At 43.4% G+C, this 12,995-nt stretch carries 14 protein-coding genes; 9 read left to right on the plus strand and 5 right to left on the minus strand.

The window, feature by feature from the left end; genetic code table 11:
* Positions 1 to 84: 84 nt before the first annotated feature.
* The 4 genes from ICL16_RS47070 to ICL16_RS38590 all read right to left on the minus strand — a co-directional run bounded on the left by ICL16_RS47070 (position 85) and on the right by ICL16_RS38590 (position 2,233).
* On the minus strand, positions 85 to 213 hold the full coding sequence (locus ICL16_RS47070; RefSeq protein WP_273039911.1) for a hypothetical protein: 129 nt from the start codon (positions 211 to 213) through the stop codon (positions 85 to 87).
* A 46-nt stretch (positions 214 to 259) separates the two neighbouring features.
* Complete coding sequence (locus ICL16_RS38580) at positions 260 to 457, minus strand: DUF2949 domain-containing protein (RefSeq protein ID WP_190836860.1); 198 nt, start codon at positions 455 to 457, stop codon at positions 260 to 262.
* 90 nt (positions 458 to 547) lie between these two features.
* A complete protein-coding gene (locus ICL16_RS38585; RefSeq protein WP_190836861.1) occupies positions 548 to 787 on the minus strand; it encodes an Asr1405/Asl0597 family protein in 240 nt (79 codons plus the stop codon).
* Positions 788 to 1,285: 498 nt separating this feature from the next.
* Positions 1,286 to 2,233 (minus strand): NAD(P)-dependent alcohol dehydrogenase, encoded by a 948-nt coding sequence (locus ICL16_RS38590; protein WP_190837165.1) that lies wholly within the window; start codon positions 2,231 to 2,233, stop codon positions 1,286 to 1,288.
* Positions 2,234 to 3,286: 1,053 nt separating this feature from the next.
* Here ICL16_RS38590 and nifB point away from each other — a divergent pair.
* The 5 genes from nifB (at position 3,287) to ICL16_RS38615 (ending at position 7,962) form a co-directional block, all read left to right on the plus strand.
* Positions 3,287 to 4,729, plus strand: coding sequence for a nitrogenase cofactor biosynthesis protein NifB (gene nifB / locus ICL16_RS38595; protein WP_190836862.1), 1,443 nt, complete (start codon positions 3,287 to 3,289; stop codon positions 4,727 to 4,729).
* Positions 4,730 to 4,804: 75 nt separating this feature from the next.
* Entirely contained in the window at positions 4,805 to 5,149 is a 345-nt protein-coding gene (locus ICL16_RS38600; RefSeq protein WP_190836863.1) for a 4Fe-4S binding protein, read from the plus strand.
* Positions 5,150 to 5,240: 91 nt separating this feature from the next.
* Positions 5,241 to 6,449, plus strand: coding sequence for a cysteine desulfurase NifS (nifS, locus tag ICL16_RS38605; protein WP_190837167.1), 1,209 nt, complete (start codon positions 5,241 to 5,243; stop codon positions 6,447 to 6,449).
* Positions 6,450 to 6,552: 103 nt separating this feature from the next.
* The gene (gene nifU / locus ICL16_RS38610; RefSeq protein ID WP_190836864.1) at positions 6,553 to 7,455 is read left to right on the plus strand and encodes a Fe-S cluster assembly protein NifU; all 903 of its coding nucleotides are present in this window, start codon (positions 6,553 to 6,555) and stop codon (positions 7,453 to 7,455) included.
* Between the two features lie 150 nt (positions 7,456 to 7,605).
* Entirely contained in the window at positions 7,606 to 7,962 is a 357-nt protein-coding gene (locus ICL16_RS38615) for a group I truncated hemoglobin (RefSeq protein ID WP_190836865.1), read from the plus strand.
* An 84-nt stretch (positions 7,963 to 8,046) separates the two neighbouring features.
* On the opposite strand, the gene ICL16_RS38620 is transcribed toward ICL16_RS38615, so the two are convergent.
* Positions 8,047 to 8,232: a hypothetical protein gene (locus tag ICL16_RS38620; protein ID WP_190836866.1), complete on the minus strand. Its 186-nt coding sequence runs from the start codon at positions 8,230 to 8,232 to the stop codon at positions 8,047 to 8,049.
* Between ICL16_RS38620 and nifH the strand changes: the two genes are divergently transcribed.
* From nifH to ICL16_RS38640, 4 genes are all read left to right on the plus strand, one after another.
* The gene (gene nifH / locus ICL16_RS38625; protein WP_190836867.1) at positions 8,231 to 9,133 is read left to right on the plus strand and encodes a nitrogenase iron protein; all 903 of its coding nucleotides are present in this window, start codon (positions 8,231 to 8,233) and stop codon (positions 9,131 to 9,133) included. The genes ICL16_RS38620 and nifH overlap by 2 nt on opposite strands.
* Positions 9,134 to 9,298: 165 nt before the next feature.
* The gene (gene nifD, locus ICL16_RS38630; RefSeq protein WP_190836868.1) at positions 9,299 to 10,798 is read left to right on the plus strand and encodes a nitrogenase molybdenum-iron protein alpha chain; all 1,500 of its coding nucleotides are present in this window, start codon (positions 9,299 to 9,301) and stop codon (positions 10,796 to 10,798) included.
* Between the two features lie 102 nt (positions 10,799 to 10,900).
* Positions 10,901 to 12,436, plus strand: a complete 1,536-nt coding sequence (gene nifK, locus ICL16_RS38635) for a nitrogenase molybdenum-iron protein subunit beta (protein ID WP_190836869.1) — start codon at positions 10,901 to 10,903, stop codon at positions 12,434 to 12,436.
* Between the two features lie 209 nt (positions 12,437 to 12,645).
* On the plus strand, positions 12,646 to 12,981 hold the full coding sequence (locus ICL16_RS38640) for a Mo-dependent nitrogenase C-terminal domain-containing protein (RefSeq protein ID WP_190836870.1): 336 nt from the start codon (positions 12,646 to 12,648) through the stop codon (positions 12,979 to 12,981).
* Positions 12,982 to 12,995 lie beyond the last annotated feature (14 nt).

Below are 12,995 nucleotides of genomic sequence, written 5' to 3' on the forward strand. Positions count from 1 at the left end.
TGATGAATTATGAATTATGCACTTCATTATTTCTTATTCATAATTCATAATTATTCATCAATCTGTATAGTAACAGACCAGTTATTATTTCAATGGCAAATCATTCTTTTGATTTGAATCTGAGATTTCTCCAAGTAGCATGTAGCTAATATAGGTATTAGCAAGTCCAGAAAAAAGTAATAAGCTAAATCCGGCAATTAATGCTGAAATCATTGTGATATCCTCTGTAATTAAGTAGTGAGGGAGTGGGAGTGCCCTTTTATTCTTGGTTTTCCAGCCAATCAAAAATCTGCTCTAGCTGCTCAATTGAAACTAAGCCATACTGCCAAAGAAGCATTGGTAATGGATCGTGATCTAATTTCCGTTTTCGCAATGCTACAGCAATATCTCTAATTGAAAGTGCGAGTTCGTTTTGCAAAAAATTGATGAATTTTCTATCATTCGGACGCACTTCCATATTAATATGAATGTTACTTTTTTAAATGTAAATGCGCAGCGGTAAGGCAGCGCGAATGTTTGTCCTACTGTGAGGAATGTTATACACACATCAAAGCTGCCAACATCTCTCTAACCAACATACCAATTCTTGGCGAGGTGCTGTAAATTGCATTACAGCACTGCGGACAAGAATTGCTGTGAGACAATTATTGACTTGCACCCGCAAAGAACCATCTTTGTGACATTTGCACTGAATCGTCAACTCTTGTAAACGTTGGTAGATTTGCCAGCGATCGCTGACAGGAATGTGCAATATATGATCGCTACAATGAGAACTACTTTGCAACATGGTTAAAGTTCCTACTTTGCTGAAATGTCTGTTGCATCGGTACTCTCTAGTTGAAAGATCCGTGCGTTATTTTTCTGCTTATATCAGGTGACTCCAAAAACAGCAGTTTACTCTATGCCGATTGAATTTATTGGATTGATTAAGGTTGTACTCACCATCCTCAACCCATGACTTAATAGAAATTTAAAATTTTTCTTGGGGTAGGGGTGCTAGTATTTTTATGCTGGGGGTTCTAGTGTTTATGGGGCAAGGGCTAAGAATTTCTGTACTCTAGATACAATCCTTTACCTGTAAGACTTTGCTGCAACTTGGGCAAGATAATTTCGCATAACTTAACATGTACTCATCCACCCACAGAATGAGTCAAATAGCGTTAAAAGTTAGATATTTTGTATATGCAGCTACTTTTATATATTGTAAGGCTGAATCGTTGAAAACACAAGTCCTGATATTTGATCCCCCCACCCCCCCTTAATAAGGGGGGGATCTACCATTGGGTTATGCGGTAACAGCGATCGCGATTTTGCCCACAGTTCGTTCGCTTTCGCTGTAAGCATGAGCGGCGGCTAGTTCTTGTAAGGGAAAAGTACGATCAATCACGGCGCGGATTTTGCCTGCCTCAATTAACTCTTTGAGGTAAGCCAAATCTAGAGTATTGGGGTTTTCGACGATCAATTTGGCTTTTTTACCGGGAAGCAACGCTGTGAACAGAAACGGCACAAAGTTTTCGGCACTTGGTAGTGTGGTGACGTAAACTCCGTTGGGTTTGAGGACTTGCTGACAGCGAGAAAATGATTGGTTCCCAACGGCATCCAAAATGATGTCGTACTTTGTCGTGTCTTGGGTAAAGTCTTGTTGCTTATAGTCAATGTGGCGCGTGGCTCCCAAAGATTTGACTAATTCCCAATTTTTTGTACTACAAACGGCAGTCACTTCTGCTCCCAAAGCCTTGGCTATTTGCACAGCAAAAGTACCTACACCTCCAGAAGCACCATTAATCAAAACCGTTTGTCCTGACTTCAGGTGCGCCTTGTCGCGTAGGGCTTGTAGTGCTGTGAGGGCAGCTACAGGTACAGAGGCTGCTTCTTCATAGGTCATATTTTGCGGTTTAAGGGCTGCACTTTTGGATGGAAGAGCAGCAAATTCTGCATAAGATCCTCCTTTACCAACGCCAAGGCTGCCATAGATTTGGTCTAGTGGTTTGAAGTTTGTTACAGCAGAACCAACTTCTACAACTTCCCCTGATAAATCAAACCCTAAAATCATCGGGAATTTGTTGCCTGTAATAAATCTCAACATTCCCTGACGGATTTTCCAATCTACGGGATTGACGCAAGTAGCGTGAACCTTGACGAGTAATTCGTCTGGCTTGATTTTCGGCTGCTCCACCTCTTCGTACTGCAATTCCTGAGGGGAACCATAACGACGGATTACGACTGCTTTCATAACTTTTCTCTGATTTAATAAACAACGCTCCAGATCCCCGACTTCTTCGAGAAGTCGGGGATCTTGTTGATCGCGAAAAAACAACGCCACAAAATAATTTTGTTGTTTAACTAGCAATTTTGCATTTACCTGCGATAAGATGTCATTAAGCTAGGGCATGACTATTTGACAGATAATTTACGCCTGTGGGCAGATGGGGGATTGTAGAGAGGCGATTAATCGCCTCTCTACCAAAAACCGGGGGAAAAATAAAAAAAAGATAAATTGCATTTTTTCTCTCAAAAAAATGATATCTTGAATACAGAATTGAATTTCGCATTTTTCTGGATTTGTAGAGGCGCAGTATGCCTCTACAATCCGGATTTCCAGGTTACAAATCTCCCTGCGAGTATAGTTATGGGCGATCGTTTATCAGCCTTTGAGTACAAGCGAGGGGAGCTTAAAAAAAGCTAAAATTTTGCTCAAATCCTTGTCAAGGTAGACTTTGGGCTGAGTACAAAAATACTTGTCCCCATTTCTATAAATACTCGTACCCCAGTGGAAAAATACTAGTACCCCCTCCCAGAAAAAAATTTTGCGATTTGTTAAACGCAGGGAAAATGGTGGTTTGGGAGATTTGAGTACAAGCATAATCAATTCAATAAATCTTATTCGGGACACACTTGCTGCCTCTGCTTGGGACGGCTGTTATAAAACTTATATCGCCAATCACTCAAGGCGCTAACACAAAGAGCGCAGTGAGTGAGTGGAGGGATGAGATAGCACCATGCCCCTGTGAACCGAAGTCGCGACTCCAAGAGCGCAAATTCTCTGTCTTCAGCATTTGACACACACCAGCACGCAGACAATAGGATTTATGCCTGTTTTGTAGAGAAGTTGCCGACAACATCTTTACTCAAAACCAACGGGCAGCGCACTAGACGCGACTTCATTCTTGGGTTAAAGACACAAGTAAAAGGTAAAAGTAACAAGTCAAAAGAATTCTATGAATGCTTGACTTCTTACTTTTAACTTTGAACCAGCCAGTAGTCCACCGAAAGAATGCGAAATTCAATGACACAGTCTACCGGACTCCTTCACCCTCTCGTTACCGAATCTGCCCCAGCAAAATCCAGTGGTTGCGGATGTAGCAGCACTACTGTAGAAATGGACGAGAAACTCAAACAACGCATTGCCAACCATCCCTGCTACAGTGAAGATGCACATCACCACTACGCCAGGATGCACGTTGCAGTTGCCCCTGCTTGTAACATTCAATGCAACTATTGCAATCGTAAATATGACTGCGCTAACGAAAGCCGCCCCGGAGTGGTTAGCGAGTTGCTAACTCCAGAAGAAGCAGCACATAAAGTTTTGGTGGTAGCAAGCAAGATTCCCCAAATGACTGTGTTGGGTATTGCAGGTCCTGGCGATCCACTGGCGAATCCTGAAAAAACTTTCCGCACTTTTGAGTTAATTGCCGACAAAGCACCTGATATCAAGCTTTGTTTGTCAACCAACGGTTTAATGCTTCCCGAATATGTCGATCGCATTAAACAATTGAATATCGATCATGTGACGATTACTATTAACATGATTGACCCAGAAATCGGGGAAAAGATTTATCCTTGGGTTCACTATAACCGCAAGCGCTACAGAGGTATTGAAGGTGTAAAGATTCTGCACGAGAAGCAGATGGAAGGCTTGCAAGCCCTCAAGGAAGCTGACATCTTGTGCAAAGTTAACTCGGTGATGATTCCGGGTGTTAACGATCACCACCTGAGCGAGGTTAACAAGGTTATTCGTGAAAAAGGTGCTTTCCTGCACAACATTATGCCGTTGATTTCTGCTCCAGAACACGGCACTCACTTCGGCTTAACCGGTCAGCGCGGTCCTACACCTAAAGAACTCAAGGAAGTTCAAGACAACTGCGCTGGTAATATGAAAATGATGCGTCACTGCCGTCAATGTCGGGCAGATGCGGTAGGCTTGCTAGGCGAAGATCGCAGCCAAGAATTTACTAAAGATAAGTTCTTGACAATAACGCCAGAATATGATATAGATAAAAGACAGGAAGTACACGCAGGCATTGAAAAGTTTAAAGCAGAAATCAAAGCCGCCAAAGAAAAGGTTGTAGAAACACAAAATGCCGCGTCTGTGCAACACGATCCAATCCTAGTTGCAGTGGCAACAAAGGGTGGCGGATTGGTAAATCAACACTTCGGTCATGCCAAAGAATTCCAAATTTACGAAGTGAGTGGTAAGGGAGCTACCTTTGTTGGTCATCGCAAAATTGACCTGTATTGCCAAGGTGGATATGGCGAGAAAGCCACTCTAGAAAATATTATCCAGGCGATCGCAGATTGCAAAGCAGTGTTAGTAGCGAAGATTGGCGAATGTCCCAAAGAAACACTGCAAAAAGCTGGCATCGAAACTGTTGAAGCTTATGACGTGATTGAGAAGGTTGCTGGTGAGTTTTACTCACAATACGTGCAGCAACTAGAAACTGAGAATTAAGAAATTGGAATTTGTTAACTGTTAACTGTTGACAGTCAACAGTTAACAATTCCCAAGTTATTCAGGAGGATAGTGATGGCTTATAAGATAACCAGTGAGTGTATTTCTTGCAACGTTTGCCTTTCTGCTTGTCCCACAGGTGCAGTGAAAGTAGTTGAAGATCGTGTTTGGATTGACCCTAACCTTTGTACTAATTGCGTTGGTAGTGTGTACACTGTTGCTCAATGCAAAGCAGTTTGTCCTACATCCAACGGTTGTGTGAAGCAGCCTGCAGATTATTGGGAAGGTTGGTTTACCACTTACAACCGTTTAATTGCAAAGTTAACAAAAAAACAAAACTACTGGGATAAATGGTATGAATCTTATTCCCAGAAATTCTCCGAACAATTATCTCGCCGTCAGGGTGCAGTACACACCTAATCGATTATGTAGAGACGTTCCGCCGGAACGTCTCTACCGGGACGGAATTTATACAGACGTATTACGAGAAAAACCCTTTAAATTGGAAGCGATGCAAAACAACTGCATTTATTTAGACAATAATGCTACTACTAAGGTAGATCCACAAGTTGTAGAGGCGATGATGCCCTACTTGACTGATTATTATGGCAACCCCTCCAGTATGCATACTTTTGGTGGGCAAGTTGCTTCATCCATGAAAGTGGCGCGGGAACAAGTTGCATCTCTTTTAGGTGCAGATGAAACAGAATTGATTTTTACCAGTGGTGGTACAGAAGGTGATAACGCTGCTATTCGCTCCGCACTGTTGGCACAGCCAGAAAAGCGCCATATCATTACTACTCAAGTAGAACACCCAGCAGTACTTAATGTCTGCAAACAGTTGGAAAGCCAAGGGTACAGCGTTACTTACCTGGGTGTGAATCGTCAGGGGCAGTTGGATTTAGATGAACTAGAAGCCTCGCTCACAGGTAATACTGCTCTAGTGACGATTATGTATGCTAATAACGAAACTGGTGTAGTGTTCCCAATTGAACAGATTGGCTTGCGGGTGAAAGAACGAGGTGCATTGTTCCACGTTGATGCGGTGCAAGCTGTGGGCAAAATCCCATTGAATATGAAGACTAGTACTATAGATATGTTAACTATGTCTGGTCATAAGATTCATGCACCAAAAGGAATTGGCGCTTTGTACGTGCGACGCGGTGTGAGATTCCGCCCAATGTTGATTGGCGGAGGGCAACAACGCGGGCGTCGGGGAGGAACAGAAAATGTTGCCGGATTGATTGCATTAGGCAAGGCAGCTGAGCTAGAATTAATTCATCTGGAAGAAGCGACAACTAGAGAAAAGCGGTTGCGTGATCGCCTAGAGAAAACTATCATCTCGACCATTCCTGATTGTGAAGTCAATGGTCATCCAACTCAGAGGTTGCCAAATACCACTAACATTGGCTTTAAATATATTGAAGGTGAAGCAATTCTCTTATTATTGAATCAATACGGTATTTGTGCTTCGTCTGGTTCTGCTTGTAGTTCTGGTTCTCTAGAACCTTCCCATGTCTTACGGTCAATGGGTTTACCCTACACCATTTTACACGGTTCGATTCGCTTCAGTCTTTGCCGTTACACTACAGAAGCAGAAATCGATCAAGTTCTCGCGGTAATGCCCGGTATTGTAGAACGTCTACGCGCCCTCTCGCCTTTCAAAAGTGATGAAGCAGGCTGGTTGCAAGAACAAGAACAAGCACTCGCTCATCGTTAATGGTTAATGGTTAATGGTTAATGGTTAATAACAATTAGCAATTAACCATTAACCATCAGCAATCAATCTAAAATCTAAAATCTAAAATCCAAAATCTGCTATTATGTGGGACTATACAGATAAAGTATTAGAACTTTTCTACAATCCAAAGAATCAGGGTGTATTGGAAGAAACCGGCGAACCAGGAACTAAAATAGCAACTGGAGAAGTAGGTAGTATTGCTTGTGGAGATGCTCTGAGATTGCACTTGAAAATTCAGGAAGATACTGATCAGATCTTAGATGCACGCTTTCAAACTTTTGGCTGCACAAGTGCGATCGCTTCTTCTGAGGCTTTGGTAGAGTTAGTTAAGGGTAAAACCTTGGATGAAGCTTTGAATGTTACCAATAAGGAAATTGCCGGCTACCTCGGTGGACTGCCAGAAGCAAAAATGCATTGCTCGGTGATGGGACAAGAAGCACTGGAAGCTGCTATATTTAATTATAGAGGTATTCCTCTGCAAACTCATGACGATGATGATGAAGGCGCTTTGGTTTGCACCTGCTTCGGGATTAGCGAGAAGAAAATTCGCCGCGTGATTCTAGAAAACAATCTTTCTACTGCTGAAGAGGTAACAAACTACGTTAAGGCTGGTGGTGGTTGTGGCTCTTGTTTAGCAAATATCGATGACATTATCACATCCGTACATCGTGAAGCTGCCACTGTTGTGGGTAGTGCCGCAAGCAAGACTACTGCTGTAATTACTCCAGTAAAACCACTGACACCAGTGCAAAAAATTGCACTAATTCAGAAAGTTCTAGATGAAGAAATTAGACCCGTTTTAATTGCTGACGGGGGAGATGTGGAACTGTATGATGTAGAAGGCGACCGTATAAAAGTTGTACTGCAAGGTGCTTGTGGTTCGTGTTCTAGCAGTACTGCAACTCTGAAGATTGCCATTGAAGCAAGATTGCGCGATCGCGTCAGCAAAAACTTGGTAGTTGAAGCAGTTGAGCCAATGCTTTAAACTAGCACTCCGTTCAATCAAGGCAGATCAAATCACTTCCCTTGTGCCCTCTGCCTGATAATATGCATCATCCTGAAACACCAAGTAGGATTTGACTCGTAAACGACCATAATTCAGTTCGATATCCAACTCGCTTCAAAGGACAAGGATATGAGTACATTATTCGACAAACTTGGTGGACAGCAGGGTATTGAGCAATTAGTCGATGATTTTTACAAACGGGTAATGGCTGACAGCACCCTAAATCACTTTTTCGCTCATACAGATATGGACAAGCAGCGTCGTCATCAAGCTGCTTTCTTCTCTCTGATTTTTGATGGTCCAAAGCAATACACGGGTCGTCAAATGGAAGTTACACACACGGGGATGAATTTACAAGAGCCACACTTTGAGGCGATTGTAAAACACTTTCGTGAGTCACTAGCCTTGGGTGGGGCGTCGTCAGATGACATCAATGCTGCAGTTGATCGCGTCGCTACTTTGAAAGGCTCGATTTTGAACAAGTGATCTGATGAACTAATTCGTAATTATTTCTCGTTACCTTCAATTACGAATTATTCAGTCCTACTTGGTGTTTCAGGTTGATGCACATTAAAGCATATTTGTAAAGAGTAATCGAGAGAATTTTAACGAGGAAACAGATGATGCAAAAAATAGTTGTTGTAGTAGGGCGATCGCCTCCAGCGACGTTCTATAGCTGGTCACCGTTGTAACGCTACAGACGTGACTTAGATCAACTAAACCCACCAACCAACCAATTGCAGGAGAAATCATCATGTCAGTTGATGAAAAAATCAGACAAATAGCATTTTACGGAAAAGGCGGTATCGGTAAGTCCACCACCTCCCAAAATACTCTTGCTGCTATGGCAGAAATGGGTCAGCGCATTTTGATTGTAGGTTGCGACCCTAAAGCAGATTCCACACGCTTAATGCTGCACAGCAAAGCTCAAACCACCGTATTGCACCTAGCAGCTGAACGTGGTGCTGTAGAAGACTTAGAACTCGAAGAAGTAATGCTCACCGGGTTCCGTGGTGTACGTTGCGTAGAATCTGGTGGTCCAGAGCCTGGTGTAGGTTGCGCAGGTCGGGGTATCATCACCGCTATTAACTTCTTGGAAGAAAACGGTGCTTACCAAGATGTAGATTTCGTATCCTACGACGTATTGGGTGACGTTGTGTGCGGTGGTTTCGCCATGCCAATTCGTGAAGGCAAAGCACAAGAAATCTACATCGTTACCTCTGGTGAAATGATGGCGATGTACGCTGCTAACAACATCGCTCGTGGTATTCTCAAGTACGCTCACACTGGTGGCGTGCGCTTAGGTGGTTTAATTTGTAACAGCCGTAAAGTTGACCGGGAAATCGAACTGATCGAAACCTTGGCAGAACGGTTAAACACCCAAATGATTCACTTCGTACCTCGCGACAACATCGTTCAGCACGCAGAATTGCGCCGGATGACTGTTAACGAGTACGCACCTGACAGCAACCAAGGCAACGAATACCGCGCATTAGCCAAGAAGATCATTAACAACGACAAGCTCACCATTCCTACACCCATCGAGATGGACGAGCTAGAAGCCCTACTGATTGAATTCGGTATCCTCGAAAGCGACGAAGAAGCTGAAAAGCTAATTGCTCAGGCTCAGGCTGCTGCCCAAGCTCCTGTAGCATAAATCGCTGCTAAATAAGTGATGCCCTAAGAAAAGGAAAAAGGAAAAAGGAAAGAATCTCAGGTCTTACCTTTTACCTTTTACCTGGTTCCCTTGATCTTCCCCCCAACACAACAGGGAGCTAAAAGTTCCCTATATACGCATCTTTACCAGCAATAAAGGCAGAATATGACACCTCCAGAAAATCAGAAGAACATCATAGAAGAAAGAAAAGAACTAGTTAAAGAAGTTCTAGAAGCTTACCCCGAAAAAGCTAAGAAAAAGCGGGAAAAGCACATAGGCGTATACGAAGAAGGTAAGTCCGACTGCGGCGTTAAGTCTAACATTAAGTCCCTTCCTGGTGTAATGACCGCTCGTGGTTGTGCCTACGCAGGTTCTAAAGGTGTGGTTTGGGGTCCAATTAAGGATATGATCCACATCAGCCACGGTCCTGTAGGTTGCGGTTACTGGTCTTGGTCTGGTCGTCGTAACTACTACATCGGCACCACTGGTGTTGACACCTTTGGCACCATGCACTTTACCTCCGACTTCCAAGAAAGAGATATCGTCTTCGGTGGTGATAAAAAACTCTTAAAGCTGATCCAAGAACTCGAAGAACTATTCCCTCTCAACCGTGGTGTTTCAATTCAATCTGAATGTCCCATCGGTCTAATTGGGGATGACATTGAAGCTGTAGCCAGAAAAGCATCTAAAGAGATTGACAAGCCCGTTGTACCTGTACGTTGCGAAGGCTTCCGGGGTGTTTCCCAGTCTCTTGGACACCACATTGCTAACGACATGGTTCGTGACTGGGTGTTCACCAGAGCAGACAAAGAGAAAAAAGAAGGGAAGTTACAATTCGAGTCTACTCCCTACGATGTAGCAATTATCGGTGACTACAACATCGGTGGTGATGCTTGGGCTAGCCGCATCCTCCTAGAAGAACTCGGCTTGCGCGTAGTCGCTCAATGGTCTGGTGATGGCACCATCAACGAGATGTTGCAGACACCAAACGTGAAGATGAACCTCATCCACTGCTATCGGTCGATGAACTACATCAGCCGTCACATGGAAGAAGCATACGGTATACCCTGGTTGGAATACAACTTCTTCGGTCCCACCAAGATTGCTGAATCCTTGCGGGAAATTGCTTCTAAGTTTGACGAGAAAATCCAAGAAAACGCTGAGAAGATCATCGCCAAGTATCAGCCTGTAATGGATGAAATTATTGCTAAGTATCGTCCAGGCTTGGAAGGCAAGACTGTCGCTATGATGGTTGGTGGTTTGCGTCCCCGTCACGTCGTTCCCGCATTCCAAGACTTGGGTATGAAGATGATTGGTACTGGTTATGAGTTCGCTCACAACGACGATTACAAGCGTACCACCCACTACATCGAAAACGGCACCATCATTTACGACGACGTTACTGCTTACGAGTTTGAGGAGTTCATCAAAGCACTCAAGCCAGATTTAGTTGCTTCTGGTGTGAAAGAGAAGTATGTCTTCCAAAAGATGGGTTTACCTTTCCGTCAAATGCACTCTTGGGATTACTCTGGTCCATACCACGGCTACGACGGCTTTGCTATCTTCGCTCGTGACATGGATTTAGCACTCAACAGCCCAACCTGGGGACTAATCGGCGCTCCTTGGAGTAAGAAAGCTGAAGCTAAGGCTAAAGTTGCTGCGTAGGGAATAACCCATTCCCCATGCCCCACACCCAACAATTTGTAGAGACGCCCCGGCGGGGCGTCTCTACCCCACCGATCAACCAACCTAGCAAGAGATACGACAATGCCACAGAATCCAGAGAACATTAAAGACCACGTTGAGTTATTCCACCAGCCGGAGTACCAGGATCTATTTCAGAATAAAAAGCAATTTGAAAACGGACATGACCCTGAAGAAGTAAAAAGGGTTGCAGAATGGACCAAGAGTTGGGAGTATCGTGAAAAGAACTTCGCTCGTGAAGCATTGACTGTTAACCCTGCTAAGGGTTGCCAACCACTAGGAGCAATCTTTGCTGCTGTTGGTTTTGAAGGTACTCTACCTTTTGTTCAAGGTTCTCAAGGTTGTGTTGCTTATTTCCGTACTCACCTCACCCGCCACTACAAAGAACCATTTTCTGGTGTGTCTTCTTCAATGACTGAAGACGCAGCGGTGTTTGGTGGACTGCAAAACATGATTGATGGCTTGGCAAATTCCTACACTCTCTACAAGCCCAAGATGATTGCTGTCTGCACAACCTGTATGGCAGAGGTAATTGGAGATGACTTGCAGGCTTTTATCAACAACGCCAAGAATGCAGGTTCAGTTCCTCAAGATTTCCCAGTACCTTATGCTCACACTCCTAGCTTTGTTGGTTCCCACATCACTGGCTACGACAATATGATGAAGGGTATTCTTTCTAACCTGACTGCAGGTAAGAAGAAGGAAACCAGCAATGGCAAAATCAACTTTATCCCTGGTTTTGATACCTATGTTGGTAATAACCGGGAAATCAAGCGGATTTGTAATCTGATGGGTATCGAGCACACGATCCTGGCAGATAACAGCGACTATCTGGATTCTCCTAACACAGGTGAATTTAATATGTACCCAGGTGGTACTACCCTGGAAGAAGGAGCAGATTCAATTAATGCCGATGTCACAGTCGCTCTCCAAGCATACAGCACTGTCAAGACTCGCGAATACATTGAAAAAGAGTGGAAAAAACCAACAGTAGTTTCTCGTCCTTGGGGTATTAAGGGTACTGATGAGTTCTTGATGAAACTCAGTGAACTAACTGGTAAACCCATTCCCGAAGAACTGGAAATTGAACGCGGTAGAGCAGTTGATGCGATGACTGACTCCCATGCATGGATTCACGGCAAGCGCTTCGCTATCTACGGTGAACCGGATCTAGTGTACAGTGTAGTGGGCTTCATGCTGGAAATGGGTGCTGAACCCGTGCATATCCTTGTCCATAACTCCAACGAAGTGTTTGAGAAAGAACTTAAAGAGTTGCTAGATTCTAGTCCTTTTGCTAAGAATGCAACTATCTGGCCTGGTAAAGACTTGTGGCATCTGCGATCGCTGTTGTTCACAGAACCCGTAGATTTGCTCATCGGTAACACCTACGGTAAGTACCTGTGGCGTGATTGCAAAGTTCCCCTCGTCAGAATTGGCTATCCCATCATGGATCGTCACCACTTGCACCGCTACGCTACCATCGGTTATCAAGGCGCGATCAACTTGCTCAACTGGATCGTTAATACCATCTTCGAGGAAATCGATCGCAACACCAACATTCCTGCTAAGACCGATATTTCCTACGACTTGATTCGGTAGAAAGTTAGGAATTAGGAGGCGCGGAGTTAGGAATTAGGAAACAGTTGGGAATTCTTTATTACTGAATTCTAAATTCTTGATTCATAACTCATCACTCCTAACTCTCTTAATACTGCGATTTGTCCAGAAAGTAAAAAGTTAAAAGTAAATATTTTCGTGATATTTATTTTAACTTTTTACTTTTATTTCTTTTTATTTAGGAATCTACCATGAACGTTGTCAATCACACCCACAGTCACACTCATACTCATTATCATCCACCAAAATATAAGAAGAAATCTAATTCCTTTAATATTTTAAATCCATTACGTCGTTTGGTGGATGAATTCCAAGTAAAAAATGCTCGACTTGCTCATTTAATTTGCCAAATTATTCCCTGCTGTTGCCCTTTTGAAAGAGATATCCAATTACTTGGACATACTTTTCACGTTCCACCGTTATGTAAGCTTAATCCTTTGTATGACAATTTTGTATTTCTACGTTTTCGAGCGTTATCTTACCTTTCCGACGAGTGTGGAGAGGATGTTACAAAATACATTTGTTAATGGCTAATAGCTAA

Source organism: Iningainema tapete BLCC-T55 (assembly GCF_014698965.1).
GTDB lineage: Bacteria > Cyanobacteriota > Cyanobacteriia > Cyanobacteriales > Nostocaceae > Iningainema > Iningainema tapete.